This is a genomic window from Planobispora longispora, from assembly GCF_016863135.1.
GTDB lineage: Bacteria > Actinomycetota > Actinomycetes > Streptosporangiales > Streptosporangiaceae > Planobispora > Planobispora longispora.
In genome coordinates this window covers 125,281-150,862 of record NZ_BOOH01000049.1, presented here as the reverse complement: position 1 = coordinate 150,862, position 25,582 = coordinate 125,281, and the positions used below count along the sequence as shown (strand labels likewise).

Sequence of the window (25,582 nt, the reverse complement as noted above, 5' to 3'; positions counted from 1 at the left end):
GGACGGCCGGACGCTCAGTGATCGAGCCGGTCGGCCAGGAGCGAACGGCAGAAGTGGCACTTGTAGAAGACCGTCCCGACCTCCCGCCACCTGCGGTTGAGGAGGAACAGGCGCAGGACGGGATAGGGGACGCCCTCCTCCTCCGTCAGCGCGGTCCACTCGGCCTTGCCGGGCAGGAAGACCCGGGTGCGGGCGATCCTCCGCAGCCGCTGCGGCTCGATGCCGAGGTCGATGCCGTCGTCGGCCGACTCCAGGACGGTGGCGAGGTTCTCGATCTCGGCGTCGCACGCGGCGTGCAGGGCCTTGATCGGCAGCATGCGCGAGGAGAGACCTGAGAAGTAGATCCTGGCGATGCCCGCGATCATCCGCACGAGGTTGTCGTCGTCGACGTCGTCGACGTCGGGCAGGACCTCGGTGAGCCGCTCCATCAGCTCGCCGAACCGGAGGTCCCGCTCCAGGAGCGGGTCCGGTGAGCCGGCCGGATCATCCCGGTCCTCATCGTCCAGGCCGTCGCGGATGCCTCGGGCGTCTGGGTCCTCCCAATCGTCCAGGCCGTCCTGGATGCCTCGGACCTCCGGGTCCTCCCAGCCGTTCAGGTCCTCCCGGAGACCCCGGACGTCCGGGTGGGACGGCCACCGGCGCCGCCCGGCCCCGCGCGGGAAGGACGGGCGGAGGTCGGCCCCGGCGGCGGGCTCCGCCCTGACGTACATGACGAGCACGCCGGCGAGCACCGCCAGGACGATGACCGTGACGGCGGCGATGAGCCACAACACGATCGTCGCGACGGCGCCGGCGATCGCCCCGGCGGCCTCCCCGACCGAGGGATAGCTGACCATCGCCCAGACGAGGGCTCCCACGGCCCCGCAGAACAGCAGCAGCTTGACCAGCCGCCACCCCGCCTGGCTGCCGAGGAAGGCCAGGAACACGGCGAGCAGGACAGCGAAGATCGGCTCTTCGAGCAGGGCGATCGCGCGTCCCCAGATGTCGGTGCCGGCCAGGTCCATGACCGAATCCCCCTCTGACGTCCTGCCGACGGCGTCGGCGTCTCCGGACCGGATGCGATGACGGCCGAGGAGCCGGGAGGCGGGACGGCCGGCTTCTCGTCCGTAGGGTCAGACGTAAACCGCGCCGGGTTCGTTCAGGGAGATCTCGTGACGGCGGCCCTCACGACGCCGACAGGCGCCTGAGCGCCTCCCGGACCTTGGCCGGATCGTTCGTGGGCCAGAAGGGCGGCAGGGAGGCCCGCAGGAACCCGGCGTAGCGGGCGGTGGCGAGACGGGGGTCGAGGACCGCGACCACGCCCTTGTCGTGCTGGCTGCGGAGCAGGCGCCCGGCCCCCTGGGCGAGCAGCAGGGCGGCGTGGGTGGCGGCGACCGCCATGAAGCCGTTGCCGCCCTTGGCGGCGACGTGACGCTGCCGGGCCGAGCTCAGCGGGTCGTCGGGGCGGGGGAACGGGACGCGGTCGATGATGACCAGCCGGAGCGAGGGGCCGGGCACGTCCACCCCCTGCCAGAGCGACAGGGTGCCGAACAGGCAGGTCGGCTCGTCCTCGGCGAACTGCTTGACCAGCAGCATCGTGGAGTCGTCGCCCTGGCACAGCAGCGGCACGCTCAGCCGGTCGCGCAGGGCCTCGGTGGCGGCCTTGGCCGCGCGCATCGAGGAGAAGAGGCCGAGGGTGCGGCCTCCGGCGGCCTCGATCAGCTCGGTGATCTCCTCCAGGTACTCCTCGGGCAGGCCGTCGCGGCCCGGCTGGGGCAGGTGCTTGGCGACGTAGAGGATGCCGCTGCGCGCGTGGTCGAAGGGGGAGCCGACGTCCATGCCGGACCAGTCCCTGCCCCCGTCGCCGTCCCCGTCACGGGAGCTCGGGCCCGAGCCGAGGCCCCACTGGCGGGCCAGGCCGTCGAACGTGCCGCCCAGCGCGAGCGTGGCGGAGGTCAGCACGACGGTGCGGTCGCCGAACAGCTTGTCGCGGAGCATCCCGGCGACCGTCAGCGGCGCGACCCGCAGGATGGGCGGGCGACGCTCGGTGGCGCCGTCCAGCCAGACCACCTCGGCCCGGTCGATCTCCTCGGCGTGGCCGAAGGCGTCCAGCATCCGCTGGGCGGTGTCGTGGACCTCGTCCAGCGCGGTGAAGGCGGCCTTGCGCAGCCCCGCGCCCTCCGGGTCGTCCTTGTCGCCGGAGTTGCGGGGGCCCAGCGCCGTGATGCAGGCCCACGCCGCGTCACGGACCAGGGCGAGGGTCAGGCCGAGAACCTGGGGCAGCTCGTCCAGCCGTCCGGGGGGAGCGGCGGCCAGCAGCGCCTTCAGGTCTTCGCCGGCCTGCAGGAGCCGGTCGGAGACGCCCTGCTCGATCAGCCGCCCGACCCGGCTGACGGCCACGCTGACCATGCCGTCCGACAGCTCGCCGCTCACCACGGAGGTGACCCGGTCGACCAGCTCGTGGGCCTCGTCGACGATGACGACCTCGTGCTCCGGCAGGAGCGGGAGGTCCTCCATCGCGTCGATCGCCAGCAGCGCGTGGTTGGTCACCACGACGTCCGACTCGCCCGCGCGGGCGCGGGCCAGCTCGGCGAAGCACTCCATCCCGCTCGGGCAGCGCTGCGCGCCCAGGCACTCTCTGGAGCTCACCGAGAACTGCCGCCAGGCCTGCTCGTTGACGCCCGGGACCAGCTCGTCGCGGTCACCGGTCTCGGTCTCCTCCGCCCACTCCTGGATGCGCTGGACCATCCGCCCGGTGGCGCTCACCTCGCGCGGGTCGAACAGCTGGTCCTGCTCGTCGTCGGGCCAGCCCGCGGCGGCCTTGTAGCGGCACAGGTAGTTGCGGCGGCCCTTGAGGATCGCGAACGTCGGCTCGTGCGGGAGGACCTGGGCCAGCGCCTTGGCCAGGCGGGGCAGGTCGCGGTCGACCAGCTGGCGCTGGAGCGCGATCGTGGCGGTGGAGACGACGACGGCGCCCTCGGAGGTCATCGCGTGCCGGATCGAGGGGACCAGGTAGGCCAGGGACTTGCCGGTGCCGGTGCCCGCCTGGACGGCCAGGTGGTCGCCGGAGTCGATCGCCCGCTGCACGGCCGCGGTCATCGCGATCTGGCCCGGCCGTTCGACGCCGCCGACGGCCTCGACGGCCACCCGCAGCAGCTCGTCGACCGGGGGCAGATCCGCGGCCGAGGCTCTCCGGGAGGCCCCGGCGGAGGCGTCCGCGGAGGGCTCGGCGGGGGTTCCCGCGGAGACGTCGGCGGAGGTCCCGGCGGGGGTCTCGGCGGGGGCTTCGGCGGGGGTGAGGGCGTCGGTCGGCACGGCAGTCAACCGTACCCGCTCGTCCCGACAACCGGGGCTGGCTCCGTCCGGTCACCGAGCGAACGCGTCCCGGCATTCGGGGACCCGCAGTCCGCATTCCGTGGCAGACTGGCGGAACCACCCCGGCTCGGACCGGTGCGAGAAGTGGAGATGGGCCTTCCCTCCGGTGGCATTGGGGCTGAAGATGGGGACGGTAAGACTGGTTCGGTAGGGTTTCCTGAGGTCGAGTGGACGAATAAAGGCTGGTTAAAGGAACATGTCCTCCATGTCGGAAGTTGTCCCGTTGCCCTCGTTCGGTGAAGTGTTCTTCGACGAACGCGGCCAGGAGCGGGTGCTCCGCGTCACCTGGCACGAGGGAACGCTCGTGCTGAGCCTGTGGCGCGGAGAGATGTGCACCGCCAGTTTCCGCATGCCCATGGACGACGTGGCCCGCCTGGTCGACACCCTGGACCAGGGCTTCGTCGACGCCGGCGGCCGCTACCCCGACGAGGTGGACGAGCACGCCCAGGCGCACGGGCACGGCGAGTTCCCCGGCACCGGACAGTATGCCCGGCCCCGTCCCGAGGACTACGCCCACCCCCAGTCGCCGCAGGCCCCGCCCCAGGCCCACCCGCAGCAGTACGCCGACCCGGCGGCCGGACCGGTCGCCGCGCCGCCGGAGGATCCGCGCCAGCCTCCCGTCCTCGGCCCCAACGACGTGCTGGTGGCCCGGGGCAGCACGCCCCCGCCGGACCGCTTCCACGACCGCGCGCCCGGGTACGGCGCGGCCGACGCGGTGCCGCGCGAGAACCTGATCGTCGGCGACTCCCTGCCCTACGGCCAGCCCCACCTCACCGATCCGGCGGGCCCGGGCGATCAGCCGTACTCCACGGCCGGCGCCCTCGGCGACCAGTCCTACCCGCCGCCGGGCGGCTACGGCGTCCCCCAGCCCGCCTCCTACGGCGCGCCGCAGGCCGACGCCTACGGGACGCCGCAGCTCGACGGCTACGGGCCGGCCGATGCGTACGGCGCCCCGCAGCGTCCCGCGGACCCCTTCGCCGGGCAGCCCGCCGACCCCTTCACCGCCCAGCCAGCGGACTCCTTCCCCCCGCAGCAGCCGGTGGACCCCTTCGCCACGCAGGCCGCGGACCCCTTCACGGCCCAGCAGCCGGTGGACCCCTTCGCCCCGCCGCCCGCCGGTTCCTTCGCCGGGCAGCCCGCGGACCGCTACGCCGCCCAGCAGCCGGTGGACCCCTTCGCCCCGCCGCCCGCCCGGCAGCGGCCGGCCGACCGCCCGGTCGACCCCTTCACGCCGCACGTCGAGCAGTTCCCGGGCCCGGCCTCCCACGAGGCCTACCCGGCCCAGGGCCACTCCACCGACCCGTTCGGCTTCGCGGCCCAGAGCTCCCAGGGCAGGCAGGCCGGCCACGAGGCCCCCGCGTCCGACCCCTACGGCTACCCCGCGTCCGCCCCGTCGCAGCCCTTCGCGTTCGGCGAGTCCCGGCACGCCTCCGGGCAGCCGCTCCCCCAGGGAGGCCACCCGGCCGACCTGCGCGACCTGTACGGCCCGCCGTCCGGCTACGAGCCGCAGGCCGTGGACCACTCCGACCCGCTGAACTTCCGCGGGCACCAGGCCGAGCAGCATCTCTCCCGTCCCTACGTGCAGGAGCAGCCGCACTCCACCGGGGAGCGGCTCCGTCCCGAGCCGGGGTACGACGACCGGGACGACCGCCGCGGCTGGTGAGCACCCGGTCCGGTCGCTGAGGCGGACTCCGTGATCCCTTAAGCTGGTCCCGCCTGACCGGCAGGGGGTGGGATGAACCAGGCGACCGTGGTGCAGCTGCTCGTCGTCCCCGTCATCTCGGTCGCGGTGGCCGCCCTGGCCAGGCGCCGGGGGTGGTCCGCGCCGCTGCTGCTGGTCGTGGCCGGGCTGGTGTTCTCGCCGTTCGTGCCGATGTACGAGCTGGACCACGAACTGGTCCTGCTGGTCTTCCTCCCGCCGCTGCTCTACTCCGCCGCGGTCGACAGCTCCTACCTGAGGCTCAAGACCGTCCGCAGGCCGGTCCTCCTGCTGTCGGTCGGGCTGGTGCTGTTCAGCACGCTGGTGATCGGCTGGGTCGTCCACCTGCTCCTGCCGGACCTGCATCCGGCCGCGGCCTTCGCGCTCGGCGCGATCGTGGCCCCGCCCGACGCGGTCGCCGCGGTGGCGGTGGCCCGCAGGCTGGGGCTGCCCCGCAAGGTGGTCACCATCCTGGTGGGCGAGAGCCTGTTCAACGACGCCACCGCGCTCACCGCCTATCGCGTGGCCGTCGCCGCCGTCCTGGGGGAGACCGTCACCTGGCTGGACGCCGTCGGCCGGTTCGCCTACGCGGCCGCGGGCGGCGTGGTGATCGGCCTCGCGCTGGCCTGGCTGCTGGTCCGGACGCTGCGGATGCTCAAGGACGCCCTGATCGAGAACACCGTCCTGCTGCTCACCCCGTTCGCGGTCTACCTCGCGGCCGAGGCCGTGCACGCCTCCGGGGTGGTCTCCGTGGTGATCGTCGGCCTCGCCGTCGGGCACCGGCTCCCGCGCGGCGGCTTCGGCACCCGGCTGATGTCCGACGTGATCTGGCGGGTCGTGGACCTCTTCCTGGAGTCGATCGTCTTCCTGCTGATCGGCCTGCAGATGTGGCCGATCGTCAGCGTGCTCGACTGGTCCGACCCGTGGAAGCCGCTCACGATGGCCCTGGCGGTCTTCGCCGTCGCCGTCGTCGCCCGGATCGTCTGGGTGGTGCCCGCCACCTACCTGCCCCGGATCATGTCGCCCGGGATCCGTCGGAACGAGCCCGAGCCGCCGCCCTGGCAGAACGTCGCGATCGTCGGCTGGGCGGGCATGCGCGGCGTCGTCTCCCTGGCCGCCGCCTTCGCCCTGCCGGACTTCCCCGGCCGGGACACGCTGCTCTTCCTCACCTTCACGGTGGTGATCGGCACCCTGCTGCTCCAGGGCCTGTCGTTCCCCTGGCTGATCCGGCGGCTGAGGGTCTCCACCGAGCAGGAGGCCTTCGCCGACGACCTGGCCGAGGCCGCCGCCCAGCAGGCCGCCGCCGGGGCCGCCCTGGCCCGCCTGGAGGAGCTGGTGGCCGACGGCGTCGCCGAGGTCCACCGGGAGGTGGTGGAGCAGCTCAGGCTCCGCGCCGAGCGCCGTACGCTCAGCGCCTGGGAACGCCTGGGCGGCGGCACGGGCCACGAGGGCGAGGAGACGCCCGGCACCGTCTACCGGCGGCTGCGCCGGGAGATGCTGGCGGCCGAGCGCGAGGTGTTCGTACGGCTGCGCGACGAGCGCCGCATCGACGACGAGGTGCTCCGCCGGGTCATCCAGGAGCTCGACTTCGAAGAGGCGACGCTGGCCCGCGACTGACCCGGAGCCGCACCGGGAAAGCCCGTCGCCCGGGTTTGAGGGAAAGTCCGCCGTCCCGGGCTTGAGGTTCCCGCGCGGCAAGGTTCTAGATTCGGCGCATGGTGGAGGGACCCGAACTGATCACGGTCGGCCGGCTGGCACGCCGCGTCGGCCTGACGGCGAAAGCGCTGCGTCACTACGACCGCATCGGCCTGCTGGTGCCCGCCGTGGTCGAGCCCGGCAGCGGATACCGCTACTACGGGCCCCAGCAGGTCGCCCACGCCCGCCTGATCCGGCTGCTGCGCTCGGTCGACGTGCCCCTGGAGCAGGTGCGGGCGTGTCTGGCGGCCTCCGATGACGAGGCCGCGATCCGGCGGGTGCTGGCCCGGCACCGCCGCCGCCTGCAGGCACGCCTGGACCGGACGCGCGGGGACCTGCACCGCATCGATCATCTTCTCGAGGACGGAGTCACGACGCTCATGGCAGACAACACGGACCCTCACGGCTTCGCCGGCTCGGCGGACGGGCAGCGGCAGCTGGCCGTCGACCTGTTCAACGAAGTGTGGCGATTGCTGGAGAAGGAGGGCCGCACGGCCGACGACGACGATCGGATGCTGCACATGGCCCACGCCTCGCGCTACCACTGGGGCCAGGTCGGCGCCCCGGTCAACCGCAGCCGGGGTGAATGGCAGTGCTCACGGGTGTACGCGGTCCTGGGGCGCGCCGAGCCGGCACTGCATCACGCCCGCCGCGGCCTGGAGATCTGCCGCGCCCACGGCATCGGGGACTGGGATCTGGCCTTCGGCTACGAGGCCCTGGCCCGCGCCAGCGCGGTGGCCGGTGACCGGGAGCAGGCCCGCGCGTGGACCGAACAGGCGCTGGCGGCCGCCGAGGACATCGCGCAGGACGAGGACCGCGAACTGCTGCTCACCGACCTGGAGACCATCCCCGCCCAGCCGCGTTTCTGGTGAGCGGACGCCGGCTCCTCCGGCCCGCGCCACAGGACTCCGGGATGTGGCCGCCGCTGCGGGAAGCGGTGGTGTTCCGTTGCGGTCACTGGATCAGGCAACTGATTTCGTTGACATATGGCGAATCTTCTCCGGAATCGGTACCGTACCGCCATGAAGATCACCGAGACCGACCGCACCCGGCACCGGCGCCTCCGCGAGCAGGGCAGCCTCGACCGCGATGATCTGCACGCGGTCCTCGCCGCCGGGTTCGTCTGCCACCTCGGGGTCGTCGTCGACGGCTGCCCGATGGTGGTGCCCACCGTCTACGGCCTGAGCCCGGACCGCGAGACGGTGTACTTCCACGGCTCGGTGGCCAGCCGGAGCCTGGCGGAGGCGCCGGAGGCCACCGTCTGCCTCACGGTGACGCACGTGGACGGGCTGGTGCTGGCCCGGTCGGTGTTCGAGCACGGGGTGAACTACCGCTGCGCCATGATCTACGGCGTGCCGAGGCTCGTCACCGACCCCGGGGAGAAGCTCGCCGGGCTGCGCCGCCTGACCGAGCACGTGACCCCCGGCCAGTGGGACTACGCCCGGCGGCCCAGCCGCAAAGAGCTCGCGGCGACCGCGCTGCTGGCGCTGAGCACCCGTGAGGCGTCGGTGAAGATCCGCACCGGCCCGCCCGAGGACGGCGACGGCCCCGACGCCGCGCTCGGCCTCTGGGCGGGCGTCCGCCCGCTGCGGACGGTCTGGGACGCTCTCGAACCCGACCCGCTGCTGCCCCCCGGCATCGACGCCCCGCCCCACCTCCGCTGACACCTGCCCGCGCGCACCTGCCCGCCTGCCCGCGCTCCCGTCCCGGACCGTCGCCGTTCGCGGGAAACCCTCAGGCCGGAGCGGTGCCCGGCCGATGGGGAGGGAACGACCCCAGAACGTACGCGACGGGAGAGGCGATGGTAGGGCGACCGATGTTGTTCCTGCTGTTCGCGCTGTCGGCGGTGGTGGCCACCGTGGTCGCCGTCGTCGGCCGGCGGCGCCGGAGCACGGCCTCGGCGGTCGGGGCGCTGGCGTTCCTGGCCGCGGGCATCGCCGGGTGGTCGGCCGCGGACGCGCTGCTGGCCCTGATCGATGACGCCCGGATCGCCCGGGTGTTCCAGACGGTCAAGTTCCTGGCCATCGGCATGGTCCCCGCGGGCCTGTACTGCCTGTCGCTGGCCGTGGCCGACCGGCGCTGGCGCCCTTCGCGGCGCATGGCGGTGCTCCTGGGCGTCGAACCGGCGCTGGTGCTGGCCGCGATCGCCACCAATCTCTGGCACCACGGGTTCTTCCTGGCCGCCGACAACGTCGACCCCCACGGCGTCTCCACCCCCGAGGTGGGTCCGCTGTTCTGGGTGCACACCGCCTACAGCTACCTGCTGCTGGCCGCCGCGCTGGTCCGCCTGCTGCATTCGTGGATCACCGGGCCGCCCGCCCAGCGCAGCCTGTACGGCGCGATCCTGGCCGGGGCCTCCGTGCCCATCGCGGCCAACGTCGTCAGCCTGGCCGGGCTGATCCCGGTCACCGGACTGACCTCGGTCGGCTTCTCCGTCACGGTGGTCATCATCTACTGGACGCTGGTCCACCGGTCCCTGCCCGAACTGGTGCCGGTGGCCCGCGAACGCGTCTTCGACATGATCGACGACGCGGTCGCCACCATCGACGCCTCGGGCCGGATCCTGGACCTCAACACCGCGGCCGGGCAGCTGCTGCTCCGGCTGGCCCCCGGCCTGCCGGAACGGCTCATCGGACTCCCGCTGGCCGACCTGCTCGGCGGGCTGCCCCCGGCCGACGGCGGGGAGATCGAGACGGCCCTCACCGACGGCTCGGGCCGTCCGGTGGAGCTGAACGTGCGCACCAGCGTGCTGCGCGACAGCCGGGGCGGTCACGCGGGCTGGGCCATCCTGGCCCGCGACGTCACGGCGCTGAACCGGCAGCGGCGGGAACTGGAGCAGGCCAACGCCCAGTTGCTCCGGCAGCGCACCGACCTGGAGAGCGCCAACGCCCGCCTGCACGACAAGCAGCAGCAGCTGGAGGACTCCAACGCCCAGCTGCACCGGCAACTGCGCACCATCGAACTGCTCCGCGCCGACCTGGTGGAGCAGGCCACCCGGGACGCGCTGACCGGACTGCACAACCGCCGCCACCTGATGGAGGAGCTGCGGCGCGAGATGGCCGGGGCCGCCGCGGACGGCCGGCCGCTCAGCGCGGCACTGCTGGACATCGACCATTTCAAGCAGGTCAACGACCGCTACGGCCACCGTGCCGGGGACGAGGTCCTGACCTGGTTCGCCGGCCTGCTCGGCGAAGGGTTCCGCCGCGACGACGTCGTGGCCCGCTACGGCGGCGAGGAGTTCGTGGTGGTCTTCCCCGGCGCGACCGCCGAGCAGGCCCGCGCGCGGGTGGAGACGCTGCGCGAGCGGGTGGCGGGACAGGAGGTCCGCGCCGACGAGCACGAGCTGCGCGTCACGTTCAGCGCGGGCGTGGCCGCCGTGATGCCCGGCCAGAGCCCCGACGACCTGCTGCAGGCCGCCGACGAGGCGCTGTACGCGGCCAAGCGCGGCGGCCGGAACCAGACCAGGGTCGCCGCGGGCCCGCAGCCGGAGACGTCTCACCGCGCGGCGTGAGCCCTGCCGCTCATGCGGGAATCGCGGGGATCGCGGGACGACCGGCCGCTCGGCGTACCGGACACTCCAGCGCGAGCCCGGCGGCGCGGCAGCGGCCCGCGAGTTCCCCGGCGGTCTCCGGCCGCCGGTCGGCCAGGTCCGCGGCATCCTCACCGTAAGGGTTGAGATGTATAAGACCATTACATCAGTCTGATCCGCATGACGCACCACACCGATGTACGGCAGGCCGCCGAGGACGGCGGCGGATTCCTCCTCCGCACGCGGCGATACCGGTGGGTCATCCTCGGCGTCGCCACGCTCACCCAGGCCACCTCCGGCTTCTTCGTGCAGGGCATCGGGGCGATGAGCGCCCACCTGCAACGTGACCTGCACCTGAGCACGGCCCAGCTGGGTCTCCTGCTCTCGGCGGCCCAGCTGGTCCCCCTGATCGGGTTGTCGGTGGCCGGGGAACTGCTGGACCGCCACAACGAGCGCTGGGTCGTCGGGATAGGCGCCTGCGTCGTCGCGGTGAGCCTGGGCGCGGGAAGCATGGCGTCGGGATACGCGTCGCTGCTGCTCGTCCTGCTGATCGTCGGCGCGGGATACAGCACCGTCCAGCCCGGCGGCAGCAAATCGGTGGCGTCCTGGTTCGACGCCTCCCAGCGAGGGCTGGCGATGGGCGTCCGGCAGGCGGGCCTGCCCCTGGGCGGCGTACTCGCCGCGGCCGTGCTCCCCCTCCTCGCCGCGGCTCTCGGCTGGCGGGCGACGCTCGTGGCCGGAGGCCTCGTCGCGCTGCTGGGAGCCGTCGTCTTCATGTGCTTCTACCGTCGGCCACCGGCCCAAAGCCCTCCTCGGGACGGCGTTCCTCGGGATGGCGTTCCTCGGGACGGCGCCTCCCGGGACGCGGAGCCGCGTGCCTCGCGCGCGGCCCGGTTCGGCGCCCGGCTGCGGATGCTCCGCGAACCGTCCATGGTGAAGATCGTCCTGTCCGGCACGTGCCTGGTCTCGGTGCACAGCGGCATAGGCGTCCTGACCGTGCTGTACCTCCACGAGACGACGTCCGTCGGAGCGGGTCCGGCGGCTCTCGTCTTCGTGGCGGCCCAGGCGGCGGGCGTCGCCGGCCGCATCTGCCTGGCGGCCTGGAGCGACCGCAGCAGGTCCGGGCGCTACACCTCCGTTCTGACCTGCATGGTCGCGGTGACCGCGGGGATGGTGGCGTTGACGACCCCCGTGGGGCGTTCGCCGGTGGCGGCCTGCCTGCTGTTCGTCTGGCTCGGCTTCTTCGGGATCGGCTGGTACGGCCCCTGGGTCGCCCATCTGGCCGAATCGGCGCCACCGGGCAGGACGGGATTCGCCCTCGGCCTGGCCATGTCCGTCAACCAGATCGCCGTCATCCTGGCGCCGCCCGCCCTCGGCCTGCTCAAGGACCTGACCGGCAGCTTCGTGCCGGCCTGGGGCCTTCTCGCTGCGATGACCGCCGTCACCGTGACAGTCACCTTCCGGCCCCGGAGCGGCCGGGCGCGAGAGTGACGAGCGGGCGGGCCGGGATCCCCGAACTGCTGATCGCGTCACCGGCGCTGCTGAACAACGTCATCGCGCCGCTGCCCACGGTCCAGGAGCCCGGTCCGGTGACGGAGGTCAGGAGCGGGACGGCGACCAGACCAGCAGGCCCAGGCACATCTCGTCGCTGGTGCCCTCGCCCCAGACCACGTACCGCGCCGGCAGGTCGCGCAGGGCGGGCAGCTGCCTGCGCAGGCCCGCGTCGTGGGTGCAGGTCACCCGGAGGGTGTCGCCGGCCTTGACCTCGACCGGCTGCTCCAGCGGGCGGATGGCCTGCTCGTCGAAGTTGTAGTTCGGGATGTCGAGCAACGTCTTCGCCCCCGGCGTGCCGGGGTTGAGCTCCACCTTGATGGCGCGGCCGAGCAGGTGCATGTGCCCGGCGGTGGCGTGGACGGTGCCGGGGGCCTCGGCCTTCTGGTCGCAGTGCTGGGTGGGCCCGGCCTTGGGCAGCGTGCCCCCGCCGCAGAACTGGCCCAGGCCCTCGATGGCCCCCCGGGACTGCTCGCCGAAGCGCTGGATGACGTCGCGGACGGCGGCCCCGCGCTCGCACAGCGGGCCCGACTCCCCGGACGCGCAGGGCAGCTCGACCGGGGCCGCGAGGGTCACGGTCTCCAGCGGCTCGCGGTCGGTCGCGCCGTCGGCGAGGCGGAGCCGGATCGCCGACCGGTCGCTCCCGCCCGCCGCGCCCCCACTGGCGAGCAGGTTGTAGTGCACCTGCATGATCAGCTTGCTGCCGGGCGGCATCGCGTAGCCGAGCTTCTCGTCCAGGAGGGTCTCATCGGCTCCGGGCGCCCAGTGGCCGACCCAGGCGCCGTCGCCGACCCCGGCGTCGCCGAAGCAGGTCCATCCCTCACCCGGGGTGCGCTCATCCAGGGTGCGGGCCTTCTCGGCCTGCTCGGCGTCGACGCGGAAGACGATCGCGTGGTGGACGAGGTCGGTGTTCTGCGGCAGGAACTGGCTGCCGGTGAGGAACGCCTTCTCGTCCAGCTCGGGATCCAGCAGGAAGCAGCGGTACTCGTCGGTGCCGCCGGAGGGGGCCTTCGGGGTGTACGGCTCGGGCAGGGTGAGGGTGGCGAACCGCTCGGAGTCCCGCAGCGGCGCCGCGGGCGGGGGCTCGGCGGAGCTCCCGTGACCGCCGTGCGCTCCCGGCGTCCCGGACGCCGTGCCCGGGGTGGCGCCCGCACCGGCCGTCGTGTCCGTGCCGGGGGTCGCGCTCTGACCGTGGGCGGTCGCCGGATGCTCCTGCCCGCCGCATGACGCGACGAGAAGGACGGCGGCCAGCGCGGCGGTCGCCGTACCCGCCCATCGTGCCCGCCGCCGGATCGTGTGTTCCATGGCGTCTCCTGCTCCCCCGAGGGGCTCGGCATGCGCCGGGGGCCTGATCCCCGGTCACGATCTCAAGCCCAGACTCCCCGCTCCGGCGGCGGGCGGCCATCCGCCGAAAGGACGGAAAGCCTCGTCCCCAGGATCGAGGGCTCCCTCATCCACGAGTCCCCCATCCGGAGGGTTCCTCATCCGGGCGTATCAGGCGGCGGCCGCGGGGCCGGAGGCGGTCCCGCGCCCGCCCCTCAGCCGAGGTCCCGCGCCCGTCCCTCAGCCGATGGTCTCGTCGACGTAGCACCAGCGCCACGTCTCGCCCGGTTCGAACGACGCGATGACGGGGTGGCCGGTCTCCGCGAAGTGGGCGGTGGCGTGCTTGTTCGGCGAGGAGTCGCAGCAGCCGACATGACCGCAGGACAGACAGCGGCGGAGGTGCACCCAGCGGCTGCCGGAGGCGAGGCACTCCTCGCACCCCCCGGGCGTGCGCGCGGGCGGGTCCTGGACGGCGGTCAGGTGGTCGCAGGCGGACATGTCTTCCCTTCACGGATGTGCGGACGTACGGCGACGCCCCCGGCGGCCGGGAGGCCGGGGCCGGGAACGCGAGCCAGGGAGATCGTACGTCTAGAGCCATGTTCCGATTTGGACACCTCTCGCCGGACCTATTGATCAGGGGGAGCCGGTGACTCACTCTGGCCTTCATCGGGGGGTGACCTAGGCCACAGACCCAGGGAGCCCGATGCTGGAGGTCCGCAACCTCGAGGTCGTCTACGACGACGTGATGCTGGTGCTGCGCGGGGTCAGCCTGCGGGTGCCGGCCGGTTCGATCGTGGCCCTGCTCGGCGCGAACGGCGCGGGCAAGACCACCCTGCTCCGCGCCCTGTCGGGCCTGCTGGACGTGCACGACGGCGAGGTCACCAAGGGCTCGGTCCTCCTCGACGGCGAGCCCGTCCACGGCCTGCGGCCCGCGCAGATCGTGCGGCGCGGGGTCAGCCAGGTCATGGAGGGACGGCGGATCTTCGCCGAGCTGACCGTCGAGGAGAACCTGAAGGTCGGCGCGCACACCGCCGCCCGCACCCTCGCCGAGAACCTCGACCGCGTCTACGGGCTGTTCCCGCTGCTGAGGGAGCGGCGCGGGAACGTCTCCGGCTACCTGTCCGGCGGCGAGCAGCAGATGCTGGCGGTCGGCCGGGCGCTCATGTCCGGCCCCCGCTACCTGCTGCTGGACGAGCCCAGCCTGGGCTTGGCCCCCTCGCTGGTGGGGCAGGTCCGCGACCTCGTGGTCGAGATCAACAAGCAGGGCACCACGGTCCTGCTCGTCGAGCAGAACGCCACGATGGCCCTGTCGATCGCCGACCACGGCTACGTCATGGAGACCGGGAAGATCGTCATGGACCGGCCGGCGGCCGAGCTGCTGGCCGACGACGACATCAAGGAGTTCTACCTCGGCCTCGGCGCGGAGGGGGCGGCCAAGTCCTTCCGCGAGGTCAAGCACTACCGGCGCAGGAAGAGGTGGCTGTCGTGACCGCTGGGGGAGAGGACCCGGTGACCGCGGAGGGGCGCGAGGCCGGACCCCCCGTCCTGACGGTCGAGGACGTCGGGCTCTCCTTCGCCGGGGTGAAGGCGATCGACGGCGTCTCCTTCGAGGTGGCCCCGGCCGAGCTGTTCGCCGTGATCGGGCCGAACGGCGCCGGCAAGACCTCGGTCTTCAACGTGCTGTCCGGGGTCTACCGGCCCCAGCGCGGCGCGGTGACCTTCCTCGGGGAGGACGTCCTCGGCCGCGCCCCGCACCGGATCGCGGCCATGGGCCTGGCCCGCACGTTCCAGAACGTCGAGCTGTTCCACAACCTGACCGTGCTCGACAACCTCATGCTGGGCCGCCACCACCACTTCCGGTACGGCCCGCTGTCGGCGCTGTCCTGGCTCGGCCGGGCCCGCCGCGAGGAGCTCGCCGCCCGTGCCCGGGTCGAGGACATCATCGACTTCCTGGAGCTGGCGGCCTGGCGCCGCCACCCCGTCCGGCTGCTCCCGTACGGCGTGCAGAAACGCGTCGAGCTCGGCCGCGCCCTGGCCATGGAGCCCCGCCTGCTGCTGCTGGACGAGCCGGTCGCCGGGATGAACCTGGAGGAGACGGAGGACATGGCCCGCTACATCCTCGACATCCGCGACGAGCTCGGCGTCCCCGTCGTCCTCGTCGACCACGACATGGGCCTGGTCATGGACCTGGCCGACCGGGTGCTCGTGCTCGACTTCGGCCGCCCGGTCGCGCTCGGCACCCCGGCCGAGGTCCAGCACGACCCCAAGGTCATCGAGGCCTACCTGGGAGGAGCGCCATGACGCTCACACGCGAGCAGGAGCACACGCGCACCACGACCATCGTCACCCGGGTCCGCGACCGGGCCCGGGCCGCGCCCGGCCGGGTCGCCATGCGGGAGAAGGACTTCGGCATCTGGCAGGAGGTCACCTGGGCCGACTACTGGGAGAACGTCCAGCTCGTCGCGCACGCCCTGCTCGCGCTCGGCGTCGAGCCCGGCGACCGGGTGGCCGTGCACTCCGAGAACCGGCGCGAGTGGCTCTACTCCGACCTCGGCATCGTCGCGGTGCGCGGCGTCACGGTCGGCCTCTATCCCACCAACCCGCCGGCCGAGGTCTCCTACCTGCTCTCCCACTCCGGGGCGAAGATCCTCATCGCCGAGGACCAGGAGCAGGTGGACAAGGCGCTGGAGGTCGCCGAGCACTGCCCGGACCTGGAGCGGATCGTCTACGTGGAGCCGCGCGGCGTCCGCGGGCGCTACGACGACCCCCGGCTCATGCCCTGGGACGCGCTGCTGGAGATCGGGGCCGCCCACCGCCAGGAGCACCCGGAGGCCGTCGAACGGCGGATGGCCGAGACCCGGTCCGGTGACGTGGCCACGCTGATCTACACCTCCGGCACCACCGGGCCGCCCAAGGGCGTGATGCTGACCGTCGGCAACGTCGAGTACGCGATCCAGCGGCTCGTCGAGGGCGGCGGCTTCGCCTCCCCGCCGCCGTCGGAGAGGGACCTCGCGCTGTCGTACCTTCCCCTGTGCCACGTGGCCGAGCGCGCCTTCACGGTCTGGTTCAACGCCGCCGCCGGGGTGCAGGTGAACTTCGCCGAGTCCATCGAGACCGTCCAGGCCAACCTGCGCGAGGTGCAGCCGACGATCCTGTTCGGGGTGCCGCGCATCTGGGAGAAGGTGCTCGCCGGGGTCGAGATCCGGCTGGAGTCGGCCTCGCCGCTCAAGCGCGCGATCACCCGGTTCTGGCTGCGGGCGGCCGACCGGATCGGCGACGAGCTGGTGCGCACCGGCGGCACGCACACCCCCCTGACGAGGACGCTCTACGCGATCGGCTGGCTGTTCTGCTACCGCGCGTTGCGCGAGCGGCTGGGCATGCGCCGGGTCCGCTACGCCGCCTCCGGCGCCGCGCCGATCGCGCCCGCCGTGCTCAAGTTCTTCATGGGCATCGGGGTGGCCATGCACGAGCTGTACGGCATGAGCGAGAACACCGCCGTCGCCACCGGCAACCGTCCCGGCCGGATCAAGCTCGGCACCGTCGGCGAGCCGCACGAGGGCGTGGAGCTGAGGATCGACGAGATGACCGGGGAGATCCTCACCCGGCACCCGGGAACGTTCGCCGGGTACTGGCGCGACCCCGAGGCCACCGCGGACGTGATCGACGCCGACGGCTGGCTGCACACCGGCGACGTCGGCGAGTGGGTGGACGGCACCCACGTCAAGATCACCGACCGGATGAAGGACATCATCATCACGGCCGGCGGCAAGAACATCGCGCCGAGCGAGATCGAGAACGCGCTCAAGGCCTCGCCGTACGTCAAGGAGGCCATCGTCGTCGGCGACCGGCGCAAGTACCTGACCGCGCTGATCGGCATCGAGCTCGACACCGTGGGGGAGTGGGCGCGGCGGCGCGGCCTGCCGTACACGACCTACCGCGACCTGTCGGAGAAACCGGAGGTGCGGGAGCTGGTCCAGAGCGTGGTGACCGGAGTCAACGAGCGGTTCGCCCAGGTCGAGGGGGTCAAGCGGTTCGCCCTGCTGCCCAAGGAGCTCGACCACGAGGACGGCGAGCTGACCGCGACCCAGAAGGTCAAGCGGAGCGCGATCACCAGGCTCTTCGCCGACCTCGTCGAAGGGATGTACCGGGACCGATGAAGGGGTTGCTCGAAGTCGAAGGGATGTACCGGGAGCGATGAAGGGTGTGCTCGAATCGCTGATCCGGGGGCTGGGCAACGGCTCGGTCTACGCTCTGCTGGCGCTCGGATTCGTGATCATCTACAAGGCGACGCGGGTGATCAGCTTCGCCCAGCCCGCCTTCATGATCGCCGGAGCGGTGGCGGTCAGCTATCTGGCGGGGACGGTCGGCTTCTACCCCGCCGTGCTGCTGGCGACGCTGCTGGTGGCCGGGCTGGCCCTGGGGATCGAGCGGGTCGCGATCCGCCCCATGGTCGGCCGGCCCGTCTTCGTCGTGGCGATCATCACGCTCGGCGTCGACGTCGTCGTCCGGGTCGTGGTCAACGGATTCATCGGGCTGGACGTGCGCCAGGTCGGCGACCCGTGGGGGCTTCGGCCGGTGGAGTTCGCCGGCCTGGCCGTGCAGCAGCGGTGGGTCGCGATGTTCCTGACCACGGCCGTGCTGGTGGCGCTGCTGTTCGCGTTCTTCCGCTACACCCGGTACGGCCTGGCCATGCGGGCGGCGGCCTTCGACCAGGAGACCGCGCTCGCCCAGGGCGTCTCGGTCGGCACGGTCTTCGCCCTGTCGTGGGGCCTGGCCGGGGGCCTGGCCGCCATCGCCGGGACCTTCGTCGGCACCGGCCAGGGCGTGGACCAGCTCACCTGGATCATCGCGCTCAAGGCGCTGCCCGCGATCATCGTCGGCGGGCTCGACTCGCTCGGCGGCGCGGTGATCGGCGGGCTCGTGGTCGGGGTCGTGGAGTCGCTCGTCCAGTCCTACCAGGGGGACCTCGCGCCCTGGCTGGGGCAGAACTTCGCGATCGTCACGCCGTACGCGGTCATGCTCCTGGTCCTGCTGGTCAGACCCTACGGCCTGTTCGGCACCCCGGAGGTGGAACGCGTATGACGACCACCCGGACCGGCCCGGACTCCGAGCCCCGTGGAACGGGCGGCGACGCGGGCGCCGCGGAGCCCGGCGCGGAGCCCGCGGCCCGGGGCGCCCGGCGGGACCGCGGAGCCCCCGGAGCCCGGCGGGCGCGCAGGCCGAGGGGGCGCCCCCTGCTCTACACGTCCTACGCCCAGGACATGGCGCTGCTGGACACCCGGGCCAAGAAGGTCTGGCTGGGGGTGCTGCTGGGCGTCGCCGTCCTGTTCAGCGGCCTCCCCGACGACCTGCTGATCCTGCTGGCGGGCGCGTACGTCGCGGCGATCGGCGCGATCGGCCTCAACATCGTCACCGGCTACGCCGGCCAGGTCTCCCTCGGCCACGCCTTCTTCATCGCCATCGGCGCCTACACCGCGGCGGCGATCTCCGGCGACCCCGGCGGCCGGGTCCTCGGGTTCGGGATCACCAGCATGCTCGTCTGGCTGCCCGCCGCCGGGCTGGCCGCGGCGCTGGCCGGAGTGGTCGTGGCCCCGCTGGCCGCCCGGCTGCGCGGTCTCTACCTGGCGATCGTCACACTCGGTCTGGTCTTCCTCGGCGAGCACGTCTTCAAGGAGTGGGACCACCTGACCGGCGGTCCCGGGGTGGGCCGCCCGGCCGCCGTGCCCGAGCTGTTCGGGCTCCGCTTCGACGTCGACAGCGCGCTGGGCACCCGGGCCCAGTCGCTCTACATGCTGATGCTCGTCCTGCTGGCGGTCTTCGCGGTGGCCGCGCGGAACCTCGCCCGCTCCCGGATCGGCCGCGCCTTCTCCGCGATCCGCGACCGCGACATCGCCGCCGAGGTGATCGGCGTGCCGCTGACCCGGTACAAGACGCTCGCCTTCGCGATCTCCTCGTTCTACGCGGGCTGCGCGGGCGCGCTGATGTACACGATCACCGGGTTCTTCGACCCGGGCTCGTTCAACCTGCTGATGTCGGTCCAGTTCATCGCGATGGTGCTGATCGGCGGCGTGGCCACGGTCTCCGGGTCCATCGCCGGGGCGCTGTTCATCACCCTGCTGCCCCGCCTCACCCAGGAGCTGCCGGCCCTGCTGCCGTTCGTCAGCGCCGACACCACCCAGACGCCCAACGTCTTCCAGATCCAGGTCGCCCTGTACGGCCTGCTGATCGTGCTGTTCCTCGTCTTCGAGCCGCGAGGGCTCTTCGGCATCTGGGTCCGCGTCCGCGCCTACTGGAAGAGCTGGCCCTTCTCCTACTGACAACCCGTATCGCATCGAAGGAGCTGAGTCCATGTCGAAGCGCCGCCTGGTGACCGTCGTGTCCGTGATGTCACTGGTGGCCCTTCTGTCCTCGTGCGGCGTCATCCGGGGGGACGACGAGGAGGGCCAGAAGGGCACGGTGACCACGGGCGTCACCAATGATCCGTGTCCGATTCCGGTCGACAAGAACAAGGGGTGCATCTATCTCGGCACCATCTCCGATCTGACCTCGGGGCCGTTCGCCGCGCTGGCCGTACCCATCACCCAGGCGCAGAAGGCGTTCTGGAACCGGGTCAACAGAGCGGGCGGAATCGGCGGGAAGTACGAGGTGGACGTGCAGGCGTACGTCCGCGACAACAAGTACAACCCCGAGACGCACAACCAGGTCTACCAGGAGATCAAGAACAACGTGCTCGGCCTGACCCAGACGCTGGGCTCGCCGACCACCGCGGCCATCATCGCCGACCTGAAGGCCAACAACGTCGTCGCCGCGCCCGCGTCCTGGACCTCCGCCTGGGAGTTCGAGGACGTCATCGTGGAGACCGGCTCCAACTACTGCGTCGAGTCCATGAACGCCGTCGACTACGCGGTGGAGACGTACCAGCCGAAGACCGTGATGGCCGTCCACTACGCCGGCGACTACGGCGCCGACGCCGCGGCCGGGGCGAAGATCGCCGCCGAGAAGAACGGCCTGAAGTTCACCGCCGTGGAGACCCCGTCCGGCGCGACCGAGCAGGGCCGGGCCATCACCGAGATCACCAAGAACAAGCCGGACCTGGTGATCCTGACCACCGGCCCGGCCGACGCCGCCGCGGTGATCGGCCAGTCCGCCGCCGCCGGGTTCAAGGGCCGTTTCATCGGCACCGGCCCGACCTGGAACCCGGCGCTGCTGCAGAGCCCGGCCGCGGAGGCGATCCTGGCCCTGTACGAGCAGTCGTCGCCCGGCAAGCCGTGGGGCGCCGACACCCCCGGTCACAAGGCGATGCGCGAGGCGCTGGGCGACGTCACCCCGAGCGACGGCTACACCTCCGGCTGGGCCTGGGCCTACCCGCTCAAGGCCGCGCTGGAGAAGATGGTCGCCGGCGGAGACATCAGCCGCAAGGGCCTGCTCGCCGCGGTCAAGTCGCTGACCACGGTCGACTACGAGGGCATGCTGCCCCCCGAGGCCGGCAACTTCTCCGGCGACCCCAACGCCGCGACGTTCCGGCAGACCCTGATCAACAAGCCCGACAAGGCGGCGCCCACCGGCGTCACGATCGTCAGGGACTTCTTCACCGGCTCGACCGCGCAGTCCTACACGATGGACGGTCCCTGCTTCGACAAGCTCTGATCCGTCCGGGAGGCCACGACGGGCCGGCGCGGCGCGGCGCGCGCCGCGCCGGCCCGCGGGCGCGGGCCACCGCGCCGATTCGCGGGACACGCCCGCCGTACCGGCCCGTTGGGTAGTGTCGGGTCATGCGATCCTTTCCGCGAAGGACCCTCACCCTGACCGCTTCCGCCCTGGCCGCAGCCCTGCTGGCCACCGGGTGCTCCGAGCTCCAGGAAGTGAGCCAGGGCATAGACAAGGCGCAGGAATGCGTGCAGGCCGCCGGCATCGTCACCGAGACCGCGGCCAAGGTCGCCGGCCTGATCAACAACCCCGCCGAGATGGAGAAGGCGCTGAACGACGGGGCCGCCCGCCTCGGCGAGCTGGCCGACAAGGCCGCCAACACCTCGCTGAAGGAGGCCGCCGACGGCGTGTCCTCCACCCTGGAGGGCTTCAACGTCAACAACGCCAATGAGGCCGTCGACGCGGCGCAGAAGGTCGCCGCCGACAGCACGCAGTGGGTCCAGGAGATCACCAACGCCTGCGGCGGCTGACGCTCCGCCGCGTTCCCGCAATCCCGCCTTCTCTAGGGGAAATGTCGCTGAACTAGCGTCGATTCCATGGACACCCCGACAGAGCCGGACGGCGGCCGTGGAAAGGAGCCGGACCCCCGGTTCACGCTGGCGAACGAGCGGACCTTCCTGACCTGGCTGAGCACGTCGCTCGCGCTGAGCGCGGGCGGCGTGGCCATGGCGGCCGTCTCCCCGGACGTCTTCGTGCCCTGGATGCGGACCCTCCTCGCGGTCGTCCTCGTCTCCCTGTCCGCCCTGGCCGCCGCGATGGCCTACCCGCGCTGGCGCCGCGTCCAGCACGCGCTGCGCCACGCCGCCCCGCTCCCGCCGCCCGCCCTCGCCCCGCTGTTCGGGTACGGCGTGGCGGCCGTGGCCCTGCTCGCCCTCGTCCTCATCCTGACCGGCCGGTGACCTTCCGGGGCGGGGCGGGGCGCCGGCGCGGGGGCCGCGCCGAGCGGGGGACGACCGAACTCTGGGACGAGGGGCTGCAGAGCGAGCGCACCCGCCTGGCCTGGGTCCGCACCGCCACCATGCTGGCCGTCAGCGGCCTGGGCGCCGGAGGGGTCGCCCTGCGCACCGGCGGCGTCCACCCGCTCGTCGCCGTCCCCTTCGCCCTGGCCGCCCTGTGCGGCGCGCTCCTGCTGGCCCGCACCGGCGTGCGCTACCACCGGGTCCAGGACGCCCTCCACGGGGGACGCCCCCTCGACGAGCGCGCCGACGCGCTCCTCGCGTGGCTCGGCTCCCTCGCCGTCGTCACCGGCTCCCTCGCCTTCGTCGTGCTGCGCTGAGGGCGGAGCCGGCGCGTCTTCAGCGGAGGAGCCGGCCGGACGTCTCCGCGGTCAGCCGCACCAGGAGAGGCGCCAGCTCGGGACGGGCGCGCAGCAGGTCCTCCAGCCGCACCCGCCAGGCCCCGGTCTCGGCGAACACCGCGTCCTCGCGCCGCAGGCGCAGCCGCGTCTCGGCGAGGTTCAGCTGGTACACGGCTCCGAGAGAGCGCCCCACCGCGTCGGTGAGCCACCAGTAGGCGTCGGAGTCCGCCGCGGCGACGAAGGCGCGCGCGCCCTCCCAGGCCACGCGTGGCTGGTGCACAACACTCATGACCGAACGTTACGTTCGATGAATTCCCCCGGCAAGATTCCCCGCCCGTCGGCGCCCGCCGTACTGGAGGGCCGGATCCCGGGCAGGGCGGATGGGATGTTCGAGGGTTTCGCCGACGAGCGCGTCGATGTGGGAGAGGCCGAGCTGCGGGTACGGCACACGGCACGGCGGTTCCGGACCGCCCGTGCTGCTCCTGCACGGCCATCCCCGCGCCCACGCCACCTGGCACCGCGTCGCCCCCCTGCTCGCCACCGAGTTCACCGTCGTCTGCCCGGACCTGCGCGGCTACGGGCAGTCGTCCAAGCCGCCCAGCACATCCGACCACGAGCCCTACTCCAAACGGGCCATGGCGCGCGACTGCGTGGCGCTGATGCGCGCGCTCGGCCATGAGCGCTTCGCCGTGGCCGGTCACGACCGGGGCGCGTACGTGGCCCAGCGGCTTGCGCTGGACCACCCGCGGGCCGTGACCCGCCTCGCCGTGCTCGACGCCGTCCCGATCGGCGAGGCGCTCGCGCGCTGCGACGCGGCCTTCGCGAGCAGCTGGTGGCACTGGTTCTTCCTCGGGCAGACGGCCAAGCCCGCCGAGCGCGTGATCAACGCCGACCCGGACGCCTGGTACCGCCTCGACCCCGGGACGATGGGCCGGGAGGCCTACGAGGACCTGCGGCGGGCGCTGCACGACCCGGAGACCGTGCACGCGATGTGCGAGGACTACCGGGCGGGGCTCGGCCCGGACCGGGCGGCCGACGACGCCGACCGGGCCGCGGGCCGCCGCGTCGGATGCCCGGTCCTGGTGCTCTGGGCGACCCGGGACGACCTGGAGGACCTCTACGGCGACGTGCTCGCGATCTGGCGGGACTGGGCCGGCGACCTGCGGGGAGGCCCGATCGAGAGCGGCCACCACATGGCCGAGGAGGCCCCGGAACGGCTCGCCGGCGAGCTGCGCGCCTTCCTGACCGGATGTTCCCGGGAGGACGGCGCGCGGTAGGACCGGGCGGGAGCCGGGACCGTCCGATCGCGGGCGTGGCTGCACGGGGCCCGGTCAGCCGTCCGCGGGGGCGGGCTCCTGACGCCAGGAGCGCTGGAGCCGGGCGATCTGCCGCAGGACGCGTTTGAAGTCGCCGTAGACCTGGGCGCCCAGCGCCTCCTCGTGCCGCCGCTCGATGGCGGCCAGGATGGCGTCCGCCTTGGTGATCTCGTCGATCCCGTGTTCCGTCGGCACGATGAGCTTGGCCCGCCGATCTTGAGGGTCGGGCTCGCGGCGCACGTAACCGAGCTCGGCCAGCTCGTCGACGATGGTGCCGACGATCTGCTTGCGCTGGCCCGATCTCCGGGACAGCTCGGTGGCCCGGACGCCCTCGGCGTCGAGATAGGCCAGCACCGCCCCGTGCCGCGGCCGGACATGCGGGTGCCCCTGCTCGGCGAGGGTCTCGAACAGCTCCTGCTGCACCAGGAACAGCAGCTGGCCGGTCAGCATCCCCAGGTCGGGGTCCTGTCGTTTGCGCTCGCTCCGCCGCATGGCCGTGCCCTCCGGAAAATTAGTCCTGATTCTTGACTGTCCTGAATCAGGACTATATCGTGAAAGCACGTTGATCGCATAACCCTCCGGAAGGACGACCGCCATGGCCGCGTCAGTGATCGTGTCTCCGCCAGCGCCGCCCGCCGCGTCCTCCGCGGTGACCCGTGCGGCGCGCCGCCTCCGCGGCCGGTTCGCCGGGACCCTGCACCTGCCCGGAGAGCCCGGCTACGAGGTGGCGCGGCGCCCGCTGTTCCCGGTGACCGACCCGCGGCCCGCGCTGGTGGCCGAGGCGGCCGGGCCGCAGGACGTGCGGGCCGCGGTGCTCACGGCGCGCGAGCAGGGTCTTCCGCTGGCGATCCAGGCGACCGGGCACGGCACCCACGTCCCCTGCGACGGCGGCCTGCTGCTGAAGACCACGGGCATGGCCGGCGTGCTGATCGACCCGGAGCGGCGCGTCGCCCGGGTCGCTCCCGGCGCCCAGTGGGGCCGGGTGCTGGCCGCCGCCGCGCCGTTCGGCCTGGCGCCGCTCTCGGGGTCCTCGCCGGACGTCGGCGTGACCGGCTACACCCTCGGCGGCGGGCTGGGCTGGCTGGCCCGCCGGTACGGCTTCGCCGCCGACAGCGTGCTGCGCGCCGAGGTCGTCACCGCCGACGGCCGGATGGTGACGGCGAGCCCCGACAGCCACCCCGACCTGTTCTGGGCGCTGCGCGGGGGCGGCGGCAACTTCGGCGTGGTCACCTCGCTGGAGTTCCGTCTCCACCCGGTCGCCCGGGTCCACGCCGGGACCGCCTGCTTCCCGGTCGAGCGGGCGGCCGAGACCCTGGCGTTCTACCGCGACTGGATCGCCGGCGCCCCCGACGAGCTGAGCACCGCGATCCTGCTGACCCGGATGCCCGACACCCCGCAGACCCCCGAGCCGGTGCGCGGCAGGCGCGTCCTGGCGATCAAGGCCATGTACGCCGGGGAGGCCGGGAAGGCCCGGCGGGCGCTCGCGCCGCTGTGGCGGGCCGCGGGCCCGGTGCTGCTCGACGACTTCCGTACGACGCCCTACGCCGAGGCGTCGATGGGCGGCACCGCCCCGCGGCAGGTGGACCTGTTCGAGGAACTGCCGGACCCGGTGATCGGCGCGCTGGTGCGCGCCGCGGACCCGGAGGGGTCGCCGGAGCGGGTGACGACGGTGGAGGTGCGGCACTGGGGCGGCGCGATGGCCCGTCCCGCGCCCGGGGCCGGTCCCGTCGGCCACCGCGACACGGCCCTGTCGGTGATCGTCGACTCCGAGGCTCCCGGCCTGGCCGCCGAACTGCGCCCCCACGCCACCGGCGGCGCTTTCCTGAACTTCCTGCACGACACCACCAGGACCGCGACGGCCTACACCGCTGCGGACCACCGGCGGCTGGCCGAGGTGAAGGGCGTCTACGACCCGGACACCACCTTCAACCTCGGGCACGTCATCCCCCCGGCCCCGCCGGCCGCCGGCGTCCACGCGGCCGGATGAACCACCCGGCCGCGCCGTACAGCGGGAAATACCAGCTGTTTCGAGGATCACACTGCAGGAGCGCGACCGACGCCCCGTCCTCCACGAAGGCGGGCCATGCCTCTCCCTTGTGGTGCGGGCTGAC

The 25,582-nt window shown here is 73.0% G+C and carries 23 protein-coding genes; 17 read left to right on the top strand and 6 right to left on the bottom strand.

The window, feature by feature from the left end; genetic code table 11:
* Positions 1-14 precede the first annotated feature (14 nt).
* Positions 15-1,004, bottom strand: coding sequence for a hypothetical protein (locus tag Plo01_RS29870; protein WP_203894054.1), 990 nt, complete (start codon positions 1,002-1,004; stop codon positions 15-17).
* Between the two features lie 160 nt (positions 1,005-1,164).
* A complete protein-coding gene (locus tag Plo01_RS29865) occupies positions 1,165-3,153 on the bottom strand; it encodes an ATP-dependent DNA helicase (protein ID WP_203894082.1) in 1,989 nt (662 codons plus the stop codon).
* A 406-nt stretch (positions 3,154-3,559) separates the two neighbouring features.
* Between Plo01_RS29865 and Plo01_RS29860 the strand changes: the two genes are divergently transcribed.
* From Plo01_RS29860 to Plo01_RS29835, 6 genes are all read left to right on the top strand, one after another.
* Complete coding sequence (locus tag Plo01_RS29860) at positions 3,560-5,017, top strand: hypothetical protein (RefSeq protein ID WP_203894053.1); 1,458 nt, start codon at positions 3,560-3,562, stop codon at positions 5,015-5,017.
* A gap of 72 nt (positions 5,018-5,089) precedes the next feature.
* The gene (locus Plo01_RS29855; RefSeq protein ID WP_203894052.1) at positions 5,090-6,670 is read left to right on the top strand and encodes a Na+/H+ antiporter; all 1,581 of its coding nucleotides are present in this window, start codon (positions 5,090-5,092) and stop codon (positions 6,668-6,670) included.
* Positions 6,671-6,768: 98 nt separating this feature from the next.
* Positions 6,769-7,620, top strand: a complete 852-nt coding sequence (locus Plo01_RS29850; RefSeq protein ID WP_203894051.1) for a MerR family transcriptional regulator — start codon at positions 6,769-6,771, stop codon at positions 7,618-7,620.
* Positions 7,621-7,770: 150 nt separating this feature from the next.
* The gene (locus tag Plo01_RS29845) at positions 7,771-8,412 is read left to right on the top strand and encodes a pyridoxamine 5'-phosphate oxidase family protein (protein WP_203894050.1); all 642 of its coding nucleotides are present in this window, start codon (positions 7,771-7,773) and stop codon (positions 8,410-8,412) included.
* Between the two features lie 137 nt (positions 8,413-8,549).
* The gene (locus Plo01_RS29840) at positions 8,550-10,259 is read left to right on the top strand and encodes a histidine kinase N-terminal 7TM domain-containing diguanylate cyclase (protein WP_203894049.1); all 1,710 of its coding nucleotides are present in this window, start codon (positions 8,550-8,552) and stop codon (positions 10,257-10,259) included.
* A 198-nt stretch (positions 10,260-10,457) separates the two neighbouring features.
* Positions 10,458-11,768: an MFS transporter gene (locus Plo01_RS29835; RefSeq protein ID WP_203894048.1), complete on the top strand. Its 1,311-nt coding sequence runs from the start codon at positions 10,458-10,460 to the stop codon at positions 11,766-11,768.
* A gap of 108 nt (positions 11,769-11,876) precedes the next feature.
* Here the strand turns inward: Plo01_RS29835 and Plo01_RS29830 are convergent, their stop codons facing one another.
* Together Plo01_RS29830 and Plo01_RS29825 are read right to left on the bottom strand one after the other, a co-directional pair.
* Positions 11,877-13,133, bottom strand: a complete 1,257-nt coding sequence (locus tag Plo01_RS29830) for a monooxygenase (RefSeq protein WP_203894047.1) — start codon at positions 13,131-13,133, stop codon at positions 11,877-11,879.
* 258 nt (positions 13,134-13,391) lie between these two features.
* Entirely contained in the window at positions 13,392-13,649 is a 258-nt protein-coding gene (locus tag Plo01_RS29825) for a ubiquitin carboxyl-terminal hydrolase 14 (protein WP_203894046.1), read from the bottom strand.
* Positions 13,650-13,854: 205 nt separating this feature from the next.
* On the opposite strand from Plo01_RS29825, the gene Plo01_RS29820 reads away from it, so the two are divergent.
* From Plo01_RS29820 to Plo01_RS29780, 9 genes are all read left to right on the top strand, one after another.
* Entirely contained in the window at positions 13,855-14,640 is a 786-nt protein-coding gene (locus Plo01_RS29820; protein ID WP_203894045.1) for an ABC transporter ATP-binding protein, read from the top strand.
* Entirely contained in the window at positions 14,637-15,452 is an 816-nt protein-coding gene (locus Plo01_RS29815) for an ABC transporter ATP-binding protein (protein WP_239317318.1), read from the top strand. Before Plo01_RS29820 ends, Plo01_RS29815 begins: the two co-directional genes overlap by 4 nt.
* On the top strand, positions 15,449-17,308 hold the full coding sequence (locus tag Plo01_RS29810) for an AMP-dependent synthetase/ligase (protein WP_203894044.1): 1,860 nt from the start codon (positions 15,449-15,451) through the stop codon (positions 17,306-17,308). The genes Plo01_RS29815 and Plo01_RS29810 overlap by 4 nt, the downstream gene beginning before the upstream one ends.
* Positions 17,309-17,354: 46 nt before the next feature.
* Positions 17,355-18,233: a branched-chain amino acid ABC transporter permease gene (locus Plo01_RS29805; RefSeq protein ID WP_203894043.1), complete on the top strand. Its 879-nt coding sequence runs from the start codon at positions 17,355-17,357 to the stop codon at positions 18,231-18,233.
* Complete coding sequence (locus Plo01_RS29800; RefSeq protein ID WP_203894042.1) at positions 18,230-19,468, top strand: branched-chain amino acid ABC transporter permease; 1,239 nt, start codon at positions 18,230-18,232, stop codon at positions 19,466-19,468. Before Plo01_RS29805 ends, Plo01_RS29800 begins: the two co-directional genes overlap by 4 nt.
* Before the next feature lie 31 nt (positions 19,469-19,499).
* A complete protein-coding gene (locus Plo01_RS29795) occupies positions 19,500-20,798 on the top strand; it encodes an ABC transporter substrate-binding protein (protein WP_203894041.1) in 1,299 nt (432 codons plus the stop codon).
* A 125-nt stretch (positions 20,799-20,923) separates the two neighbouring features.
* Positions 20,924-21,328 (top strand): DUF8711 family protein, encoded by a 405-nt coding sequence (locus tag Plo01_RS29790; RefSeq protein WP_203894040.1) that lies wholly within the window; start codon positions 20,924-20,926, stop codon positions 21,326-21,328.
* A gap of 66 nt (positions 21,329-21,394) precedes the next feature.
* Positions 21,395-21,757 (top strand): YidH family protein, encoded by a 363-nt coding sequence (locus tag Plo01_RS29785; RefSeq protein WP_203894039.1) that lies wholly within the window; start codon positions 21,395-21,397, stop codon positions 21,755-21,757.
* Positions 21,754-22,134 (top strand): DUF202 domain-containing protein, encoded by a 381-nt coding sequence (locus tag Plo01_RS29780; RefSeq protein ID WP_203894038.1) that lies wholly within the window; start codon positions 21,754-21,756, stop codon positions 22,132-22,134. The genes Plo01_RS29785 and Plo01_RS29780 overlap by 4 nt, the downstream gene beginning before the upstream one ends.
* A gap of 19 nt (positions 22,135-22,153) precedes the next feature.
* Here the strand turns inward: Plo01_RS29780 and Plo01_RS29775 are convergent, their stop codons facing one another.
* Positions 22,154-22,444 carry a hypothetical protein gene (locus Plo01_RS29775; protein WP_203894037.1) on the bottom strand — a complete coding sequence of 97 codons (291 nt, stop codon included), beginning with the start codon at positions 22,442-22,444 and terminating at the stop codon, positions 22,154-22,156.
* A 184-nt stretch (positions 22,445-22,628) separates the two neighbouring features.
* On the opposite strand from Plo01_RS29775, the gene Plo01_RS29770 reads away from it, so the two are divergent.
* Positions 22,629-23,432: an alpha/beta fold hydrolase gene (locus Plo01_RS29770; protein WP_239317316.1), complete on the top strand. Its 804-nt coding sequence runs from the start codon at positions 22,629-22,631 to the stop codon at positions 23,430-23,432.
* 54 nt (positions 23,433-23,486) lie between these two features.
* Here Plo01_RS29770 and Plo01_RS29765 read toward each other — a convergent pair whose 3' ends face one another.
* Positions 23,487-23,963, bottom strand: a complete 477-nt coding sequence (locus Plo01_RS29765; protein ID WP_203894036.1) for a MarR family winged helix-turn-helix transcriptional regulator — start codon at positions 23,961-23,963, stop codon at positions 23,487-23,489.
* Between the two features lie 103 nt (positions 23,964-24,066).
* Between Plo01_RS29765 and Plo01_RS41125 the strand changes: the two genes are divergently transcribed.
* Positions 24,067-25,458, top strand: coding sequence for an FAD-binding oxidoreductase (locus Plo01_RS41125; protein WP_203894035.1), 1,392 nt, complete (start codon positions 24,067-24,069; stop codon positions 25,456-25,458).
* Positions 25,459-25,582 lie beyond the last annotated feature (124 nt).